This is a genomic window from Prauserella isguenensis (assembly GCF_014191605.1).
In the GTDB taxonomy this organism is placed as follows: Bacteria; Actinomycetota; Actinomycetes; order Mycobacteriales; family Pseudonocardiaceae; genus Prauserella; species Prauserella isguenensis.
Genome location: NZ_JACHWU010000004.1, coordinates 317,928 through 337,628 on the forward strand (window position 1 = coordinate 317,928; position 19,701 = coordinate 337,628).

A 19,701-nucleotide genomic window follows, 5' to 3' on the forward strand; every position below is an offset into this window, starting at 1 on the left:
CGGGCCGCGTCACCCGCGTACGGGTACCCGGTTCGGGACCGCCGGCTCGTCGGCACGCCCGTCTGCAGGAATGGAAGGCCTCACAGAGCGGAGTCCCCGTGGTTGCCACTGAGTCGGCCGGTACGCACGCGGTCAACGGCCGCGACACTGCGGTTCCTCGTGGTGTGCACCGAGACGACCTCACCTCCGGTGTCGGCGACCTGGCCGCGGTGGAACAGCTCCTCGACCGTGCCGACACGATGGAATGGCGTGCGCCGGAACTCGCGGCGATCCTCGGGGAACGGGCCGCGAGCCTGGCCGAGGCCGCGGGCGCGAACGCGCTGTGGGTCCGTGCCGAGGCCACGGTCGTCCATGCGCACGTCCTGCTCGGCCACCGGGCGTCGACTGTTGGTCGCGCGGTGGCCGCGCTGCGGGCCGCGGAGGACGCCGAACTGCCGGTGATCGCCGCGCAGGTCCGCACCGACCTGGCGGTGTGTGCGCGCAGTGTCGGTGCGCCGCTCACCGGGCTGGCGATCCTGCGGCCCGTGCTCACCGTCAGCGGCCTGTCGACCGTGCGCCGCGCGACCGCGCTGTGCCACCTCGTCGGCTGTCTCGGCACGCTGGGACGCAAGGCCGAGCTCGACCGCGTGCTGCTCGAAGGCGACCGGCTCGTGGCCGGGGACGCCACGCTCCACGACGACGACAAGCTCATGGCGCGTGGCATGATCCGCCTCGGCGTCTCCGCGCACCGCAGGCGACACGGTGACACGATGGGTGCCGCCGACGCGGCCAGAACCGGCATCGGTTTTCTGGACCGCATGGCGGATCCCTCACGCGACGGCGGTGTCGCCAGGGTCCGGCTCGTCCTCGAACTCGTGTGCTCACTACTGGACCGTGGCGACGGCGAACCCGCCCTGGAAGCCGCTCAGCCCCTGTTCGACGAACCCGAACGTGCCGCCGCCGTCGCACCGACGGCGTGGCTGCGAACCGCGTTGGCCACCCGGGCCCTGTTGACCAACGGTGTCGCCGAATCCGCCGCCACGATGCTGCGCGACGCGCTGTACAGCGTCGTGCGCCACGACCTCGACGCGGTGGTGTCACGACTGTGGCTCGAACTGGCCAACGTCGAGGAACGCATCGGGAACCCCTCCGAAGCCGTGACGTGCCTGCACAACGCACGGGCTGCCGAACAGCGGTACGCACGCGCACGCAGCCAGGCGCGCGCGGTGCTGCACGGCGAGTTCGGCTCCGGGGAACAGGCGCCGGTGGATCTGGCGGAGATCGTGACCTCGGCACGCCCACAGCAGACCGCACAGGCCGCCGCGGAGACGACCGCCGTCAACGGCGCCGTGCGACATACAGGCGTGCCGTCGGCAGGCGGCGAGCGGTCCGCGCCGGCCGACTTCGCGCCGGCCAACTTCGCGCCGGCCAACGGAGCCTCCGGCCGCCGGGCAGCGGCAGCCGCTCCGGCCGGGGTCAACGGTAGCGCTCTCGCGAACGGTCATTCACCGATCAACGGCCACGGTGCGGCCATGCGCAACGGAGCGGCCGTCGCCGGCTCTGCGGCGTCGGGCGCCGATACCGACCGTGCGCACGCGAACGCTCCGGGGCCAGCGGCGGACGAGGAGACACCGACGACCGAACCGGCCGAGGGCGCGGCCGAGTCGACGATGGTCATGCCCGTGATCCCGCGCTTCGACGAACAAGCGAGCACCCGGTCCGCGGCAGCGAAGGCGAGTGCTCGGGCGGAGGCCGGCGGCAGCGCGATCGACGGCGCTTCCGCGGCTGCGGGGCACGCAGCCGCCGAGCCCGTGACCACGGAAGCCGGTGCCACCGCACCCGCCGCCGAGGAACCCAGCACGTACGAACGCTTCGCGTCCGAACCCACGGCTTCGGAACCCGCCGCGGCCGGCCCCACCGTGTCGGCACCCACCGTGTCCTCACACTCGGTGTCCGCGCCCCGTATGTCCGTGCCCCCCGCGTCCGAGCCCCCTGTCGCCGAACCCGTTGGGCCCGCGTCCGTCGCGGAGGCGGGCGCGTCGGTGGACGAGAACTCGTCCGGGCACGACAGCGCAGCATCCGAACAGTCCGGCTCACGGAAGCGGCGACGGCACGACGTCGAACACGGCTCGGTCACCGCGCGCTCCGTGCTGGACCGACTGGGCATCTCCCCGTCGCGTAGCGGCGGCCGGCGTCACGCCTCCGGCCCCGATTCGACCGACACCGGGGGCACCAGCGAGGCGGCATCGCAGCCGGTGTCGTCCGGAGAACCGGCGTCGCCGGAGTCGTCGCCGACCGAGCCCGCGTCGCCCGACGTCCTCGATTCGGGGACCGCCGGGGCGAGTGTCGAACCGATCCTGGCCGCCGCGACCGCCTCCGCGCCGCAGAACGACGCGACGGCGATCCTGCCCGCCGTCAACGACGACATCCGGGATCCGTCGGCGGCTCAGGTCGATACCGCCGGTTCCGGCAGGGACAGGTCCGCCGACGACTCCGATGCGCCGGTCGGCGAATCCGTGGCCGATCCCTGGCTGCCACGGGTAAAACTGCCCCCGCCGTTACTGCCCGTTGACGGGTTCACCGCGGACGGGGACCCGGTCGGCGGCCACACCCGTGCGGCCGAGCCGGGACCGACCGCGCCGGAGCCGGCGGCGTCGGAACCAGCGGTCTCGGAACCCGCCACACCGGAACCCGCGGTAGGGGACACGGGCGCCGCGGAGTTCGCGCCCGCGGACTCCGCGGGAACCCGCTCTGCCCCGTCGGTCTCCGCACCCGAACCGGCGGAATCCGAACCCGCCGAGGCCGCACCCTCCTACGCCGAGCCCGCGGACGTGCAGTCTGCCGACGCGCAGCCCGCGGGCGGTGTTCCCGACCTGCCGCGGCACGAACTCCCGCTCGACGAGCCACCGGAGGACGCCGGGCTGGCGGAACTGCTCGCCCGCGCGCTCGCGGAACACCAGGTCGCGTCCGGTGCCGCCCTCGCGTCGACGCCGGGCGGGCACGATCGGGAGAACCACACCGTTGGCAGCGGGGCGGGCGTGAACGGCAGCCGCCGCAACGGCAGTGCACACGCCCACACCCGCGGTCGGCGTCACGATCGATAAGACCTGCGCCATCCGGCGACCCGTAGGGCAGCGTCCCGATACAGTGGCGACGACCGAACGGCACGTCCGCGCTGTCATCGCCAGAGTTGGAGAGTTGCGTTGCCCGACATGAGCTCGACCGGTGTCCAGGCCCGTCCACAGGACGCGGTGCGGGAAGGCCCCACGCCCAGCCGGCGTAGCCCGGAACAACTCCGGGACGACCTCGTCGCCAGCGCGGCGGCGCAGGCCCCGGACATCGCCGATCTCATCGGTCACTATTACCGCTTGATTCCCGCCGAGGAGATCATCGGTGAGAGCCCCGGCGATCTCGTGGGCGCCGTGCGCTCGCACCTCGAACTGGCGCGCAACCGTGTACCGGGCAGGCCGGCGCTGCGGCTGTTCAACCCGACGACCGCGGAGGACGGCTGGTCCAGCGAATCGACCGTCATCCAGGTCGTCACCGACGACATGCCGTACCTGGTCGACTCGGTCGTGGCCGAGCTGGCGCGCGGCGGCGTGCAGGTGCAGCGCATCGTCCACCCGATCATGCTGGTCACGCGCGACATGTCCGGCGGTCTGCAGCAGCTCCACCCCGGTGGCGACGTCGAGCGGCCGCCTACGGGCGCGATCGTCGAGTCGTGGATGTACCTCGAGATCGACACGATCACCGATGTGGACCGTGCGCGCGACTGTGAGCACCGGCTGCTGGCGGTGCTCGAGGACGTGCGCGAGGTCGTCGAGGACACCGATCGCATGGCCGCGGCCGCGCTGTCGCTCGCCGACGAACTCGACAACACGCCTCCGCCACGGCCCGAGCAGGAGGTCCACGACGGTGCGCAGCTGCTGCGCTGGCTCGCGGACGGCCACCTGACGTTCCTCGGTTACCGGCACTACGAGGTGATCGACGACGGCGGCGAGCCTGCGCTGCGTGCCGTGCTCGCGTCCGGCCTCGGCGTGCTGCGACAGGACAGTCTCGCCGCGCGCAACCTCACCGCGGGACCGGATTCGACGGCGCAGGCGCTGAAACCGGAACTGCTGGTGCTCACACAGGCCGGTGCACCGTCCACAGTGCACCGTCCGATCTACCCGTATTACGTGGGCGTCAAGACGTTCGACGCCGACGGCAACGTCACCGGGGAGCACCGGTTCCTCGGCATGTTCACCACGACCGCCCTGCACGAGGACGTGCTCGATATCCCGGTCGTCGAGCGCCGAGTGCGGGAGGTCATCCACCGCGCCGGGTTCCCGATGCAGTCCTACTCCGGTCAGCGGATGCTCGAGGTGCTGCAGAACTGGCCGCGCGCGGATCTGTTCTCGGCGGATCCGGATTCGCTGTACGCCACGGCCACGGGCGCCATCACGCTGGCCGACCGCCGCAGGCTGCGGTTGTTCCTGCGGCGCGACACGTACGGCCGGTTCTACTCGTGCCTGGTGTTCCTGCCGCGCGACCGGTACACGACCCGGTCGCGGCTGGCGATGCAGCAGGTGCTGCTCGACGAGCTCGAGGGCACCCATCTGGAGTACGCGACGCGGCTGGGAGAGACGCAGCTCGCGCAGGTGCACTTCACCGTCCACACCGACCCGGCCGCGACCGTCGAGCCCGAGACCCTGCGCATCCAGGAGCGGCTCTCCGAGGCCATGCGCAGCTGGGACGACCTGATGGTCGAGGCGATCCTCGCGGAACGGCGCGAGCGCGCCGGGGACGGCAAAGCCGTCACGTTCGCGGGCGAGGAGTCGGCCACCGAGCAGGCGCATCGCTACGCCACGGTGTTCCCGGAGGCGTACAAAGAGGATTTCGACGCCGAGTCGGCGTTGCGCGACCTGCGCATGTTGGAGTCCCTCGACGGGCGCGGCGACGTGCGGATGTCGTTCTACCTGCCGCCCGACGCGGCGCCGGGCGAGCGCCGGTTCAAGCTCTACACCCAGGGCGACGGGGTGACCCTGTCGACGATGCTGCCGTTGCTGCAGCGCATGGGCGTCGAGGTGGTCGACGAGCGGCCGTACGAACTGTCGCGGGAGGACGGTGCCCGGCTGTGGATCTACGACTTCGGCCTGCGCATCGATGCCGACGTGCTCGCCGCGGTCGAATCCGAGGACGACCTGCAGGTGCGGTTCCAGGACGCGTTCGCGGCCGAATGGCGCGGTGACGCCGAGGTCGACGGGTTCAACGCCCTCGTGCTGCGTGCCGGACTCGACTGGCGGCAGGTCGCGGTGCTGCGCGCGTACGCCCGGTACCTGCGCCAGGCGGGTTCGCCGTACTCGCAGGACTACATCGAGACGACGGTGCTGGCGCACACCGACATCGCCACGGCGCTGGTGCGGCTGTTCGAAACCCGGTTCGGTCCGGACGACGCGCACCGCGAGGACCGTGCGAGCGAACAGGTCGACGAGATCAACTCGATGATCGACGAGGTCACGAGTCTCGACCAGGACCGGATCCTGCGCAGGCTGTTGTCGGTGATCGTGGCGACACTGCGCACGAACTACCGCGTCACCGACGCCGACGGGAACCCGCGCCGGTACCTCGCGTTCAAGCTCGACCCCCAACAGGTTCCCGACCTGCCCGAACCGCGCCCGGCGTACGAGGTCTTCGTCTGCTCGCCGCGGGTCGAAGGTGTCCACCTGCGGTTCGGTTCGGTGGCCCGGGGCGGGCTGCGCTGGTCGGACCGTCGGGAGGACTTCCGCACCGAGGTGCTGGGCCTGGTGAAGGCGCAGGCGGTCAAGAACGCGGTCATCGTGCCGGTCGGCGCGAAGGGTGGGTTCGTCGTCAAGCGGCCGCCGGTCGCGACGGGAGACGCGGGTCTCGACCGGGAGGCGCACCACTCGGAGGGCGTCGCCTGCTACCGCATGTTCATCTCCGGCCTGCTGGACCTCACCGACAACCTGGTCGACGGCGTGACGGTGCCCGCGCGTGACGTCGTCCGCTACGACGGCGACGACAACTACCTCGTCGTCGCGGCGGACAAGGGGACGGCGACGTTCTCCGACATCGCCAACGAGGTCGCCAAGAGCTACGGCTTCTGGCTGGGCGACGCGTTCGCCTCGGGCGGGTCCGTGGGCTACGACCACAAGGCCATGGGCATCACGGCGAAGGGGGCGTGGGAGAGCGTCAAGCGGCACTTCCGCGAACTCGGGGTGGACACGCAGAGCCAGGACTTCACGGTCGTCGGCATCGGCGACATGGGCGGCGACGTGTTCGGCAACGGCATGCTGCTGTCCGAGCACATCCGCCTCGTGGCCGCGTTCAACCACCTGCACATCTTCCTGGATCCGAACCCCGACGCGGCCAGTGCGTTCGCCGAGCGCTCGCGGTTGTTCGAACTGCCGCGCTCGACGTGGGACGACTACGACCGGTCGCTCATCAGCGAGGGTGGAGGGATCTACCCTCGCAGTGCGAAGACCGTCCCGATCACGCCGCAGGTGGCGCAGGCGCTCGGGTTGCAACCCGGCGTCGAGAGCATGTCGCCCGCCGAACTGGTCCACGCGATCCTGCAGGCACCGGTCGATCTACTGTGGAACGGCGGTATCGGCACGTACGTGAAGGCGTCCGACGAACGGCACGCCGACGCGGGCGACAAGGCCAACGACGCCGTCCGGGTCAACGGCTCCCAGGTGCGCGCCAAGGTCATCGGTGAGGGCGGCAACCTCGGGCTCACCCAGCGCGGGCGGATCGAGTTCGCCCGCGCCGGCGGCAAGGTCAACACCGATGCGCTCGACAACTCGGCAGGCGTCGACTGCTCCGACCACGAGGTCAACATCAAGATCCTGCTCGACAAGCTCGTCGAGACGGGGGAGCTGGACGTCTCCGAGCGCAACGCGCTGCTCGAAGTGATGACCGACGAGGTCGGCGAACTCGTGCTGCGGGACAACTACACGCAGAACGGTGTGCTCGGCGTCTCCCGCCATCACACCGACTCGATGGTGTCGGTGCACCGCAGGCTCGTCGGCGCGCTCGAAGCGAAGGGTGCGCTGGACCGCGAACTCGAGGCGCTGCCCACCGACGCCGGGTTCGGCGAGCTCGAACAGGCTGAGGAGGGGCTGACCTCGCCCGAACTGGCCACGGTACTGGCGCACGTCAAGCTGGACCTGAAGGACGAGATCCTCGCCAGCGAACTGCCCGACGCCGAGGTGTTCAGCCGCCGCGCCGTCGAGTACTTCCCGTCGGCGCTGCGCAACCGGTTCGGCGCCTCGGTGGCCAAGCATCCGCTGCTGCGGCAGATCACGACGACATGGCTGGTCAACGAGGTCGTCGACGGTGCGGGGCTGACGTACGCGTTCCGCCTGGCCGAGGAGCTCAACGCGACGGCGACCGACGCGGTGCGGGCCTACTCGGTGGTCACGAACGTCTACGGTCTACCCGAGGTGTGGCAGGCGATCGCCGAGCTCGACAACGTCGTGGCGACCGAGATCGCCGACGAAATGACCTTGGAGACCCGCCGGTTGCTCGATCGGGCATCGCGGTGGTTCCTGACCAACCGGCCGCAGCCGCTGCCCGTCGGGGCCGAGATCAACCGGTTCGGCGAACCGGTGCGTGCGCTGACCGGTGAGTTGGGCAAGCTCGTGCGCGGGCGAGAGTCCGAGAAGGTGCGCGCCGAGGTCGGCAGGCTGACCGAGGCAGGCGTGCCCACCGAGCTCGCCGAGCGCGTGAGTGAGCTGCTGCTCGGCTACGCCCTGCTGGACATCACGGAGGTCGCGGAGCTCGCCGAGCCGGACGGGGACGGCACGCCCGTGGACGTCGCCGAGCTGTACCTCGCGCTGTCGGACCACCTGGGTTTCGACCACATGCTGGCGTCGGTGAACCAGCTCGAGCGCGACAACCGGTGGCACGCGCTGGCCAGGCTCGCCCTGCGCGACGACCTGTACGGCTCCCTGCGCGCGATCACCCTGGATGCGTTGCGGCACAGCGACCCCGGCGACTCGGTCGACGACAAGATCGCCAAGTGGGAGGAGGCCAACGCCTCCCGGCTGGCGCGTTCGCGGGTCACGCTCGACGAGATCTCCCGGTCCGGGCGGATCGACCTCGCGACGCTGTCGGTCGCTGCACGCCAGATCCGGAGCACCGTCGGATGAGTGCCGCGGAATACGTGACACACGTGCGGCCCCGCTGGTCCGACATGGACGCCTTCGGGCACGTCAACCACGCGTGCATGGTGACACTCCTGGAGGAGGCGCGTGTGCCGCTGCTGTTCGACGACGCGACCGCGCGGGGCCTGGGCGAGTTCGCCAAGGGCACGGTCGTGGTCAAGCTCGGCGTCGACTACAAGGCGCCGGTGATCGTCGACGGCAAACAGCTGCGCGTCGGCATCACGATGCCGCGACTGCGGCAGGCCTCGTTCACCCTGGCCTACCGTGTCCACAACGGACCGTCCGCATCGGACCCGGTCGCGGTGACGGCGTGGACGTTGCTGGCGCCGTACGACGTCGGTGCGGCCCGGCCGCGCAGGCTCGTCGCGCAGGAACGCGACTTCTTGACGGAACACATCCCGGAGGCCGACGGTGCCTGAGCTGCGAATCCCCGATCCCGCGGACCGCGAGTCGCTGGGCGCGTTCATCGCCAGGGCGGTGCGGCTCGACGCGCAGGCGATCGTGCGGTTGCGCATGCGCGCACCCGGTGTGCTCGAGGCCTGGGCGAGCACACCGTTCGAGGTGCTCGTGACGCGGGCGGTGGAGGGCGACGTCGAGCCGGGCGACGTGACCGTGTCCGGATCGGAGCTCCTCGCGGCGCTGACCGTCGCACCCGGCGAGCGGATGGACCCGGGACCGTCCCGGGACCTGCTGTGGCGGTCCGAGTTGCCTGCAGGCAAGGGATGGCGACAGGTCGACACGTTGCCCGCGGCCGTCGTCGCCGACCTGGCCGACCGCGGCGTCGCGCTCGCCAGGGAGAACGTCGGCCCGCAGGGAACCCCACCCGCGTCGTTGATGGATCAGACGGTACTCACCGTGTCCGGCGACGACACCGAGCTCGAGGTGCCGATGCGGTGCCTGTTCGCGATGTCCGGCATGGGTTTCGTCGACTCGTCGGTCTCCGGCGACGTCGTGCGCGTGGCGGCCACCGACGCGTGGTTGCGGCTCGACGGCCGCTACGGTGCGGTCGTCCGCCGTAGGCACGCCCTGCTGCCGCTGCTGTTCTGAGCGCACTCGCCGGCCGGGTGACCGGCGGCGAATCGCCGGCACGGACCGATTCCGGTGTCATGGTCGGAGGACAGGCGTACGACGAGCACGCCGACCAGTCCTTCGACCCCGATGGGATCGGCGACATGGGCATGGGCGCGGAAGGCTGACCGCGAGCCCTGCTCACCGGACTCGAGGCGCTCGCCGATCAGGGCGTCACGTCCGGAGGTGTCGTTCCGCTTCGCCCTGTTTGGTGAGCTCGGCGTAGAAGTGCGGATCCTCGAGGTCCGATTCGTGGACGACCCACGAAGACCACGGAACAGGGCACGGAGGCTCGTGCTCCGGATCGGGGCACAGCAGCCGGACGAACCGCTCTTTGAGCTCGTTCGCTTCGGCTTCGGTGGCGTAGACGCCGATGCGAATTTCCCAGACGCCCGGTTGTTCACCCTCGGGATCGTCACGACCTGGGTCGCGTGGCATCGATAACCCCTCGTACATCGTGCCCTTTACGTGGCGCCGTTCCGGAGCACGACGCTACGGTTCGGCTCCTGTGCCGGACGGTACCAGTGGCGTGGGACGTCGCAACGCCGTTTTCGACGCCGCAGACGGTTACGCACGGTGCGAACCAGGCCAAGTGGCGAACCGTCAACGGCGGCGATCGAGGGGTGGCGCCGGCGATCACGCCCGCTGATCAGACCCAGCTGTTCATCATCGACTGGGCCGCCATCTCGAGGTAGTCCCACAGCTGTGTGCGGTACGGCTCGGCGATTCCGGTCTCGTCGACGGCGATGCGCATCGCCCGCAACCAAGCGTCACGTTCGATGGGCCCGATCTTGTACGGCGCGTGCCGCATCCGCAGCCGCGGATGGCCGCGCTGCTCGGAATAGGTCTGCGGCCCGCCCCAGTACTGCATGAGGAACAGCCGCAACCGGTCCTCGGCCGGGCCGAGATCCTCCTCGGGATACAGCGGGCGCAGCACCTCGTCGTCGGCGACCTCGGCGTAGAACCGCGCCACCAGCTTCCGGAACGTCTCCTCACCGCCCACCGCGTCGTAGAACGTGCGGGGGTCGGCGGATCCGTCGCTGGCCTCAGACACTTCGGAATACCTCGGCTTTTCGAACTCGGGGGCTTTTCGACCCCGGGGGGCTTTTCGAACCCCGGGACGTCTCGGACGATGACAGGGCTGCGGTCCATTGTCCTCGTGGGTCAGGCACCCGTGCCGCCGCCGCTCTGGAACAGTCGTTTCAGCGGCGGTTGGAAGCCGGCCCGCTCGAAGGCGGCCATCGCGTCGGCACGCAGCGCGCGCTGGATGGCCCACTGCTTGCCGGGCCGGACCTTCACGGTCAGGCGCAGCAGCACCGCCTCGGGGGTGACGCTCTCGACGCCCAGCACCGTGGGGGGTTCGAGGATGTCCGGCGCGAGGTCCTCCCGCTCGGCAGACGTGGCGAGGACCTCCTGGAGCATCCTCGTCGCACGGTCCAGGTCGGCGTCGTAGGCCACCGGGATGTCGACGACACCGACCGCGAAGCCCTGGCTGAAGTTGCCGACGCGGAGCACCTCGCCGTTGCGCACGTACCAGACGGTGCCGTTGAGGTCGCGCAACGTCGTGATCCTGAGGCCGACGGCTTCGACGGTGCCGATGGCCTCTCCGACGTCGACGACGTCGCCCACGCCGTACTGGTCCTCCAGCATCATGAAGATGCCGGACAGGAAGTCGCGCACGAGGTTCTGGGCACCGAACCCGACGGCGACACCGACGATGCCCGCCGACGCGAGGATCGGCGCGAGGTTGATGCCCAACTCGCCGAGGATGAGCACCACGGCGATCGTGTAGACGACGACGGTCGTGATCGACTTCAACACCGAGCCGATGGTCCTGGCGCGCTGCCTGCGGCGCTCGAGGATGCCGGGCCCGACGAGATCGGGGGCCTTCTCCTTGAGCGGCTTCAGCAGGGCCGGGGTCCTGGTCTTGTCCTTGCCGTCGTCTTCCGGCGTGCGGGTCATTCGGTCGATGAGCCTGCGGATGAACAGCCGCACGGTGAACGCGATGACCGCGATGACGAGGATGGTGAACGGTTTGGCGATGAGCCAGTTCGCCGAACCGGCCAGCCATTCGTTACCGGTGAGCTGCCAGATCTGCTGGCACCAGGTGCCCGCCTCCTGAATGCAGGACGGGGGTTCGCTGAGCAACTGGTCCACGGGGAGAAGCGTTTCCTTCCATAACATGGGCGTGGCGAACATGATCATGAGGGGGTGTGATGCCGCCCACTTCAGTGGTCCCGTCGGGGTACGGGTAAGGCATGTTGGCCACGTCGAACTCCACAGCCACGGTACTCGGAGTGGACACGTGCGTTAACACACGTGCGTTCCAGGGGCGATGTGTGGTCGACTAGGGCAGCACCGGTGGAGGTGGTCGCGTGCCAGACCGACAACCGAGCCCTCACGGCGCTCACCCCCGGCAGCCGGCCGGGACGGCGTCGGAGGTCATGCTGTGCGCGCCGGCGTCCGGCGCGAACCGCGGTGGAACGGCTCCGACGGGGCCGCATCCCACCGGCCCGCCGCGCGCGGGCAGGGTTCCTCGAACGCCGGGGGCATGGCGTTCCCGTGAGGCCGGCTCTGGTTCGTCCGGTCCTGGTTGGGGCAAACGCCGGGTCCTGTTGCTGAACGCGACGTTCGAACCGCTGACGGCGCTGCCGTTACGCCGGGCGATCGTCCTGCTGGTCTGCGGCAAGGCCGAAGTCGTGCACGAAGATCCCTCGGGACTCACGCTGCACGCCGCGACGATGACCGTGGACGTGCCTTCGGTGATCCGGTTGTCGAATTATGTGCGGGTACCTTATCGAGCGCAGGTGCCGCTCACGCGTGCCGGTCTGATGCATCGCGATCGCTTCCGCTGCGCCTACTGCGGCGGCCGGGCCGAGACGATCGACCACGTCCAGCCGCGCAGCCGCGGCGGCGAACACTCGTGGGAGAACTGCGTGGCCTGCTGCGCCAAGTGCAACCACCGCAAGGCGGACAACCTGCTCTCGGAGCTCGGCTGGACGATGCGGACCATTCCGCGTGCCCCGCACGGGCCGCATTGGCGGTTGCTGGCGCACGCGAAGGAGACCGATCCGCAATGGCGGCCGTACCTCGGAGCGCCGGCCGCCTAGCGTGTCGGCCGTCCCGGCACTGAGTAGTCGGGCAGGCGCACGCAGAAGCTCCGGCGGCGTGGAACGCGGCCGCCGGAGCGATGTCTGCGACTTTCGTCGTGCACGTCGCCGATGCGGGAACGGCGCGGCGGCGTGCCGGGTCGTAGGAGATCAGACGGTGACGCGGGTACCCATCGTCACGCGAGTGCCCATCGTGACGCGGGTGCCGCGGGTGACTCGGGTGCCCATGGTGGCGGGGGTGTCCATGGTGACGCGGGTGCCGCGGGTGACTCGGGTGCCCATGGTGGCGGGGGTGTCCATGGTGACGCGGGTGCCGCGGGTGACTCGGGTGCCCATGGTGACGCGGGTGCCGCGGGTCACCCGTGTGCCCATGGTGACGCGGGTGCCGCGGGTCACCCGTGTACCGCGCGTGACGCGCGTGCCTGCTGTCACTCGGGTGCCACACGTGACGCGGGTACCGCGCGTGACTCGCGTTCCGAGCTCGGCGGGGCGGGCGACGTCCGTCGACGTCGCGTTGTCGCTCGTCGCGGCGGGGCTCAGGACGTGAAACATGTGGGCCTCCTGTGACAGGCGGAAATCAGTGGCGGTTGGGAACATCGGGGCGCAAGAACCCGTACGTGTGAAAAACGTACGAGGGCCGTTCACCTGTGACAAGCACGATGCGGTCGGTGAGTCCGGGTGTACGTCGAGTTGCAACCGTCTGCCAGGAGCGCTTCGGCTCAACGTGCCATTACGTCTCCGGCAAGCGGCGGACGGTGGTCGGGATGCGGCGAGCGGCGCGGATCAAGGCGGCGTGGCGGCACGGCAGGTGGTCACACGTGGGGACTCGTCGGATACCCTTCGCTCGTGAGCATCCTCGAGACGACCCTGGTCTTCGCGGTGGTCCCGCTCGCCATCTGCGGCGTATTCGCCCTGGTCACCCTGCGTTCGAAGTTCGCGGGCCGGCCACGGTATCGCCCGGGGCAGGAATGGGACCACCCCGCGACATGGTGGAGTGCCAACCCGGTGAGTGCCGGTACGGCCGGCAGCCCGTCTACGGACCGAGGAGGTGCCCGTGGCAACTGGTGAACTGGTGCACGACCGTGCTTCCGACGTCGATCCCGCGGACCTGCCGTCCGGCGCCGCGGTTACGACGAGCGGACGCATCTCCCGCGCCCAGGAGTATGCACCCGATACTCCGAAAGGCCCATTCTCGACGCAGCAGTTGAGCCGGATCGACGAGGCGCTCGCGCTGGCGACGCGCGACACCGGCATCGAATTCAGCATCTACCTCGGTCCGCTCGGTTCCGAGGACACTCGCGCCGCGGCGGAGCAGTTGCACGATCGGCTTGGTGAGCAGGGTGATGACGCCGTGCTGATCGCCGTGTCTCCGGGGGAGCGGGTCGTCGAGGTCGTCACCGGCGCCAACACGACGCAGCGAGTGCCCGACCGTGCCGTGAAACTGGCCGTCATGAGCATGGTCGCCTCGTTCAAGGAAGGCGACCTGATCGGTGGCTTCGTCAGCGGCCTCCGCATGCTGGCCGACCAGGCGGGGAGCAATCCCGCGCACTGACGGCCGATCACCTGGGCCGACATCGCCGCGCGCGGCCGCGTGGCGTGACCGAAACGAGCGCCCCGGCACCGATCCGTTCGGTGCCGGGGCGCTGTGTCTCCGGAGTCTGTCCGTGTGTGTCTTCCCGGAGTCTGCCTTCACGCACGCGGGTGCGGGCTCGCCGGTGCCCGGGCGGGCCGGGCACCGGCGGTGACCGTCAGCTCTCGTCGAACTCCCGCGCCGCGAGCGCACGCACGATGCCTGCGCGGCCTTCCGAGACGAGCCTGCGCAGCGCGGGCGCGTGGTCGCCTTCCAGCCACGCGTCGGCCGCGGCGATGCACTCGCGCGTGACCGACCACGACGGGTACAGACCCACCACGGTGGGCTGGGCGGCCTCGCTGGAACGGCGTGCCCACACTTCGTCGATCGTGGCGAAGTACGTGGCGACGTAGCCGTCGAGCAGGTGCTTCTGCCCTGGATGGGAGAAGCCGGCGATGATCGCCTCGTTCACCGCGTTGGGCAGCTCGTCGTCGTGCACCGCGCGTTCCCACGCCTCCGCCTTGGCCTCGGCGGTCGGCCGCAGCGCGCGTGCGCGCTCGGCATGGCGGCGGCCCGTGGCGGTGTTGTCCCGTTCGTGTTCGGCCGCGATCTCCGCTTCGCCCGCCTTGCCGTGGGCGACGAGTGCGTGGAGCAGTCGCCAGCGCAGGTCGGTGTCGACGACGAGGCCCTCGAGAGATGCCGAACCGTCGAGCCAGCCCGCCAGCACCGACACAGTCTGCTCGTCGAGTACCGCCGACGCCAGTGCGTTGACGAACGCCAGTTGGTGGTCCGAACCGGCCTCGGCGGTGCGTGCCAACTCCAGCAGTCGCGCGGCGAAGGCGGGCCAACCCCGCTCTGCGGCCCAGCTGGGCTCCGCGTAGGAGTTGAGCGCCGTCTGCGCCTGCATCAGCAGCCGCTGAACGACGCCGACCTCGGTCTCCGCACCGATGCCGCGCTGCACGAGCGTGACGAAGTCGCGCGCCTTGAGCTCCGCCTCGCGGGTCATCTCCCACGCGGCCGACCAGCACAGGGTGCGGGGAAGCGGGTCGGTGATGTCGCCGATGCGGTCGATCAGCGTCACGAGCGAGTCGTTGTCGAGGCGCATCGTGCAATAGGTCAGGTCGTCGTCGTTGACCAGCACGAGCTTGCCGCGGTCGGCGCCGACGAGGTCGGGCACGTCGGTGCGCTCGCCGTCGATGTCGAGTTCGACGCGCCGGGTACGCACCAGCCTGCCGTCGACGTCGTCGTAGATGCCGACCGCCGCACGGTGAGTGCGTAGCTCGCCCGCGCCCGGCTTGGCGCCGCCCTGCAGGATCGTGAAGGAGGTGAACCTGCCGTCGGCGTCCGTGTCGAACACGGGGCGCAGGGAGTTGAGGCCCGTCGTCTCGAGCCACTGGGCGCTCCACCACGACAGGTCGCGGCCGGACGCCTCCTCGAGCGCGGAGAGCAGGTCGGCCAGAGTCGCGTTGCCCCACGCGTGGCGGTCGAAGTACAGCCTCAGTCCCGACAGGAAGTTGTCCTGCCCGACGTAGGCGACGAGCTGCTTCAGGACGCTGGCACCCTTGGCGTAGGTGATGCCGTCGAAGTTCACTTCGACCGCCTGAAGGTCGACCATGTCGGCGGCGATCGGGTGCGTCGAGGGCAGCTGGTCCTGCCGGTAGGCCCACGACTTCTCGATGTTGGCGAAACTCGTCCACGCGCCGGTGTACTCGGTCGCCTCGGCCTGGGCGAGAACGCTGGCGAACGTCGCGAACGACTCGTTCAACCACAGGTCGTCCCACCAGCGCATGGTGACGAGGTCGCCGAACCACATGTGGGCCATCTCGTGCAGCAGCGTCTCGGCGCGGCGTTCGTAGGAGTAGCGCGTGACGCGGCTGCGGAAGACGTAGTCCTCGCGGAACGTCACAGCGCCCGCGTTCTCCATGGCCCCGGCGTTGAACTCGGGCACGAACAGCTGGTCGTACTTCGAGAACGGGTAGGTCACGCCGAAATTCTCGTGGTAGAAGCCGAAGCCCTGCTTCGTCTCGGTGAAGAGCCGGTCGGCGTCCATGTACTCGGCCAGCGAGGCGCGGCAGTAGATGCCGAGCGGGATGGTGCCGTGCTCGTCGCGGTACTCGTCGCGCCACTCGGCGTACGGGCCCGCCACGAGGGCGACCAGGTAGGTCGAGATGCGCTCGGACTCGGCGAACACGAGTCGCACCGCACCCTCGGGCGTCTCGGACTCGGATTCGACCCGCGCGTTGGAGACGACCTTCCAGCCCTTCGGCGCGATGACGGTGAGGCGGTAGGTGGCCTTGAGGTCCGGTTGGTCGAAGCAGGCGAACATGCGCTTGGCGTCGGCCGTCTCGAACTGCGAGTACAGGTACACCGACTCGTCCACCGGGTCGACGAAGCGGTGCAGCCCCTCGCCGGTGTTCATGTACCGGCAGTCGGCCTCGATCGTGAGCTCGTTCGTCTCCGCCAGATCCGGCAGGGTGAGGCCGTCGTCCTCGACGTACCCGTCGACCGGGAGCGAGGCACCGTTGAGCGTCGCCGACCGCACGCCCTCGGCGACGATGTCCACCCAGGACTCCGCCCCGGGCCGCGCGGCCGCGAAGGTGATCGTGGTCCTGGAGTCGAACGTCTTCTCCCCGGGACGGCCCCGGCCGTCGGTGAGGTCGAGAAGGATGTCGTAGGACTGGACGTCGAGCAGGTCGGCGCGCTGCTGCGCGGCGTCCCGGGTCAGGTTGGGCGCGGGCACGGACACCTCGGTCATCGGTCGTGGATGGGCAACAGGACGTCCGCCGATCCAATCATGGCCGCCGCCGCGCGCGCACGGGGAATCGCCAGGTGTGCGGGCGGCGGGCCGTGGGGCCCGGCGTGACGCGTCCGCACGGCCCGTCGCGCGGGAACAACCCGCCTTGGCGCGGTGTTGCCCCGGACGGACCCACCAGGCCGACCGAGGAGTTACGTTCCATGACCGAGTCCCGCACCCGCGTCGACTTCTACTTCGACCCGATCTGCCCGTTCGCGTGGATCACTTCGCGCTGGATCCTCGAGGTGGAGAAGCGTCGGGACATCGACCTCAACTTCCGCGTGATGAGCCTGGCCGTGCTGAATTCCGGGCGCGACCTGGCCGACGAGTACGTCGAGCTGATGAACAAGGCGTGGGGCCCGGTGCGGGTCGCCGTCGCGCTGGCGCAGCAGCAGGGAGAGCAGGTGCTGCGCGACTACTACACGGCCTTCGGCACGCGGTATCACAACCAGGACAACAAGGACATCGACCTGGTGCTCAAGGAGGCGCTCGCCGAGGTGTCGGCGCCACCGGAGCTGCTCGACGCGGCGACGTCGAGCGACTACGACGAGGCCCTGCGCAAGAGCCACCACGAGGGAATGGACCCGGTGGGCATGGACGTCGGTACGCCGACCCTGCACGTCGACGGCGTCGCGTTCTTCGGCCCGGTGCTCTCGTCCATCCCGCGCGGTGAGGACGCGGTGAAGCTGTTCGACGGCGCCGTCGCCATGGCGAGCTACCCCGACTTCTACGAGCTCAAGCGGACCCGCACCGGAGACCTCAACTTCGACTGAGCACGGAGCGTGCCCCGCTCACCCGTCGGTGAGTCGCCCGCTCGTGTCCTTCAGTTGCACGCCGGTGGCCTCGATGCGGCGGGCTCCGGCGATGAGCCGGGCCAGGGTGCGGGCCGCGTCGGCGTGGCCGAGACCGTGCGGGCGGCGGATGTTCGACACGCAGTTGCGCGCCGAGTCCGCCGTTCCCGGTGCCGGGGCCCAGGTCACGTAGGCACCCAGGCTGTCGTGTGCCGACAGCCCGGGGCGTTCCCCGATCACCACGACACACAGCCTGGCCTCCTGGGCGGCGCCGATGTGGTCGGCGAGGGCCACCCGAGCCTGCGTCGCGATGATCGGCGGCCCGACCGTCAGGTCGCCGGGCAGCTCCGCAAGCAGTGCCGCGAGCACGCCGGCAGCGTGCAACGCCGTGGCCTCCGCGGACAGCCCGTCGGCGACGACGAGCGTGAGGTCCGCAGGAGCGAGCACCGGCACGTCGGCAGGACGGCGTCCCAGGTCGGGACGGCTCAGGTACGTCGCACGGTCCGGTGCCGCCGACGGCACGTGGACCGGCTCGCCGATTCCCAACGCGCGCAGCTCGTCCCCGAGCCGGTCGACGTCGAGGCTCCCGTGCACGGCGTCGCGGGCCAGTGCGAGAGCCTCCGCCGATTCGAGTACGTGACGGGTCCGCGCCGCGTCCCCGACCCGGTCCAACCCGATGCGGGCGGGTGTGCGGTGCCGCAGCGGATCCCAGAACGTGCTCACGCGCCCGCCTTCGCCGTCAGTTCCCGCAAGGGAGAGTCGCCGGGATCGACGGCGCGCACTCTGCCGGCGTCATCGAGCATTCCCAGCCCCTCCAACCAGGCCTCGAACTCCGGTGCGGGTCGGGTGCCGGTGACCCGGCGCGTGGTCAGCACGTCGTGGAAAGAGGCCGACTGATAGCCGAGCATGACGTCGTCGGCGCCCGGAACGGTGATCACGAACGTGCAGCCCGCCGCGGTCAGCAACAGCAGGAGCGTGTCCATGTCGTCCTGGTCGGCCTCGGCGTGGGTCGTGTAGCAGACGTCGACCCCCATCGGCAGTCCCAGCAGCTTGCCGCAGAAGTGGTCCTCGAGCCCGGCGCGAATGATCTGCTTGCCGTCGTACAGGTACTCCGGCCCGATGAAGCCGACGACGGTGTTGACGATGAGCGGATCGAACACCCGCGCCAGACCGTAGGCGCGGGCCTCGAGGGTCTGCTGGTCGACAGGGCGCCCGCCGGTGCCGTGGTGCCCGTCGGCGGACAGGGCGGCTCCCTGGCCCGTCTCGAAGTACAGGACGTTGTCGCCGACGGAACCGCGCGCGAGCCCGCGTGCGGCGTCGTTCGCCTCGGCCAGCATCGCCGGGGTGACGCCGAATCCGTCGTTGGCACGCTGGGTGCCCGCGATGGACTGGAACGGGAGGTCGACGGGTGCGCCCTGCGCGATCAGGTCGATCGTCGTCGTCACGTGGGTCAGGACGCTCGATTGGACGGGGATCTCGTAGCGCGTCCGGATGTCGTCGAGCAGATGAAGCAGGTCGCGGACCGTGCGGGGGTTGTCCGAGGCCGGATTCACCCCGATCACGGCGTCGCCCGCGCCGAGCAGCAACCCGTCGAGCACCGCTCCGGCGACGCCCGTGGGGTCATCGGCGGGATGGTTGGGTTGCAGTCGTGTCGCCAGCCTGCCGGGCAGTCCGAGCGTGGTCCGGAACGCCGTGGTCACCGACGTGGCGGCGGCGACCGACACGAGGTCCTGGTTCCGCATCAGCTTCGAGACGGCGGCGACCATCTCGGGGGTGAGTCCCGGTGCGAGGGCGGACAGCCGGGTGGCTGCGTCGGGCCCCGCCGCGGTGTCCAGCAGCCAGTCGCGCAGCTCGCCGACCGTGTGGTGGCGGACGAGGGAGAAGGCGTCGCCGTCGTGCGTGTCCCAGATCAGCCGGGTGACGTTGTCGGTTTCCGGCGGCACGACGGGGTCGGTGAGGAAGGTGGTCAGCGGTACGTCGGCCAGTGCCCACCGCGCCGCGACGCGCTCGGCGTCGGAGTCGGCGGCGCATCCGGCCAGCCGGTCGCCGGAACGGTCGGGCGCGGCCTTGGCCAACAGATCGACCAGTCCGTCGAAGGTGTAGGTGCGATCGCGGACAGTGTGCGAGTACCGCATGCGGCAAGGGTAATCGTCCGGAGGCGCCCTGTCGGCGTGGAAACGGGGGCTTGCACCAGCGGGACGTCGGGGGAGCGCAGGATGTC

General features: G+C 70.3%; 15 protein-coding genes. 8 read left to right on the forward strand and 7 right to left on the reverse strand.

From position 1 onward, the window contains the following. Positions 1–164 precede the first annotated feature (164 nt). From FHS23_RS17780 to FHS23_RS17795, 4 genes are all read left to right on the forward strand, one after another. Positions 165–3,083, forward strand: a complete 2,919-nt coding sequence (locus FHS23_RS17780) for a hypothetical protein (protein ID WP_183657022.1) — start codon at positions 165–167, stop codon at positions 3,081–3,083. Positions 3,084–3,191: 108 nt separating this feature from the next. Further along, positions 3,192–8,132 carry an NAD-glutamate dehydrogenase gene (locus FHS23_RS17785; protein WP_183657025.1) on the forward strand — a complete coding sequence of 1,647 codons (4,941 nt, stop codon included), beginning with the start codon at positions 3,192–3,194 and terminating at the stop codon, positions 8,130–8,132. After that, complete coding sequence (locus FHS23_RS17790) at positions 8,129–8,566, forward strand: acyl-CoA thioesterase (RefSeq protein WP_183657028.1); 438 nt, start codon at positions 8,129–8,131, stop codon at positions 8,564–8,566. Before FHS23_RS17785 ends, FHS23_RS17790 begins: the two co-directional genes overlap by 4 nt. Next, complete coding sequence (locus FHS23_RS17795; RefSeq protein WP_183657031.1) at positions 8,559–9,194, forward strand: DUF8010 domain-containing protein; 636 nt, start codon at positions 8,559–8,561, stop codon at positions 9,192–9,194. The genes FHS23_RS17790 and FHS23_RS17795 overlap by 8 nt, the downstream gene beginning before the upstream one ends. A gap of 195 nt (positions 9,195–9,389) precedes the next feature. On the opposite strand, the gene FHS23_RS17800 is transcribed toward FHS23_RS17795, so the two are convergent. From FHS23_RS17800 to FHS23_RS17810, 3 genes are all read right to left on the reverse strand, one after another. Further along, positions 9,390–9,653, reverse strand: a complete 264-nt coding sequence (locus FHS23_RS17800; protein WP_183657034.1) for a hypothetical protein — start codon at positions 9,651–9,653, stop codon at positions 9,390–9,392. Between the two features lie 211 nt (positions 9,654–9,864). After that, positions 9,865–10,269, reverse strand: a complete 405-nt coding sequence (locus tag FHS23_RS23330) for a globin domain-containing protein (protein ID WP_183657037.1) — start codon at positions 10,267–10,269, stop codon at positions 9,865–9,867. Positions 10,270–10,379: 110 nt separating this feature from the next. Continuing rightward, positions 10,380–11,372 (reverse strand): mechanosensitive ion channel domain-containing protein, encoded by a 993-nt coding sequence (locus FHS23_RS17810; RefSeq protein WP_183657040.1) that lies wholly within the window; start codon positions 11,370–11,372, stop codon positions 10,380–10,382. Positions 11,373–11,590: 218 nt separating this feature from the next. On the opposite strand from FHS23_RS17810, the gene FHS23_RS17815 reads away from it, so the two are divergent. Further along, entirely contained in the window at positions 11,591–12,325 is a 735-nt protein-coding gene (locus FHS23_RS17815; RefSeq protein WP_343054044.1) for an HNH endonuclease, read from the forward strand. A gap of 150 nt (positions 12,326–12,475) precedes the next feature. Here the strand turns inward: FHS23_RS17815 and FHS23_RS17820 are convergent, their stop codons facing one another. After that, on the reverse strand, positions 12,476–12,877 hold the full coding sequence (locus FHS23_RS17820) for a hypothetical protein (RefSeq protein ID WP_183657044.1): 402 nt from the start codon (positions 12,875–12,877) through the stop codon (positions 12,476–12,478). Between the two features lie 294 nt (positions 12,878–13,171). Between FHS23_RS17820 and ctaJ the strand changes: the two genes are divergently transcribed. After that, positions 13,172–13,393, forward strand: a complete 222-nt coding sequence (gene ctaJ, locus FHS23_RS17825; protein WP_183657047.1) for an aa3-type cytochrome oxidase subunit CtaJ — start codon at positions 13,172–13,174, stop codon at positions 13,391–13,393. Beyond that, on the forward strand, positions 13,380–13,877 hold the full coding sequence (locus FHS23_RS17830) for a DUF5130 family protein (protein ID WP_183657049.1): 498 nt from the start codon (positions 13,380–13,382) through the stop codon (positions 13,875–13,877). Before ctaJ ends, FHS23_RS17830 begins: the two co-directional genes overlap by 14 nt. Positions 13,878–14,073: 196 nt before the next feature. Here FHS23_RS17830 and pepN read toward each other — a convergent pair whose 3' ends face one another. Next, the gene (gene pepN / locus FHS23_RS17835) at positions 14,074–16,635 is read right to left on the reverse strand and encodes an aminopeptidase N (protein ID WP_183657426.1); all 2,562 of its coding nucleotides are present in this window, start codon (positions 16,633–16,635) and stop codon (positions 14,074–14,076) included. A 215-nt stretch (positions 16,636–16,850) separates the two neighbouring features. Here pepN and FHS23_RS17840 point away from each other — a divergent pair, with 215 nt between their 5' ends. After that, on the forward strand, positions 16,851–17,462 hold the full coding sequence (locus FHS23_RS17840; protein WP_183657060.1) for a mycothiol-dependent nitroreductase Rv2466c family protein: 612 nt from the start codon (positions 16,851–16,853) through the stop codon (positions 17,460–17,462). An 18-nt stretch (positions 17,463–17,480) separates the two neighbouring features. Here the strand turns inward: FHS23_RS17840 and eutC are convergent, their stop codons facing one another. Both eutC and FHS23_RS17850 read right to left on the reverse strand, forming a co-directional pair. Then, entirely contained in the window at positions 17,481–18,203 is a 723-nt protein-coding gene (gene eutC, locus FHS23_RS17845) for an ethanolamine ammonia-lyase subunit EutC (protein WP_183657063.1), read from the reverse strand. Continuing rightward, the gene (locus FHS23_RS17850; protein WP_183657066.1) at positions 18,200–19,615 is read right to left on the reverse strand and encodes an ethanolamine ammonia-lyase subunit EutB; all 1,416 of its coding nucleotides are present in this window, start codon (positions 19,613–19,615) and stop codon (positions 18,200–18,202) included. The genes eutC and FHS23_RS17850 overlap by 4 nt, the downstream gene beginning before the upstream one ends. Between the last annotated feature and the right edge of the window lie 86 nt (positions 19,616–19,701).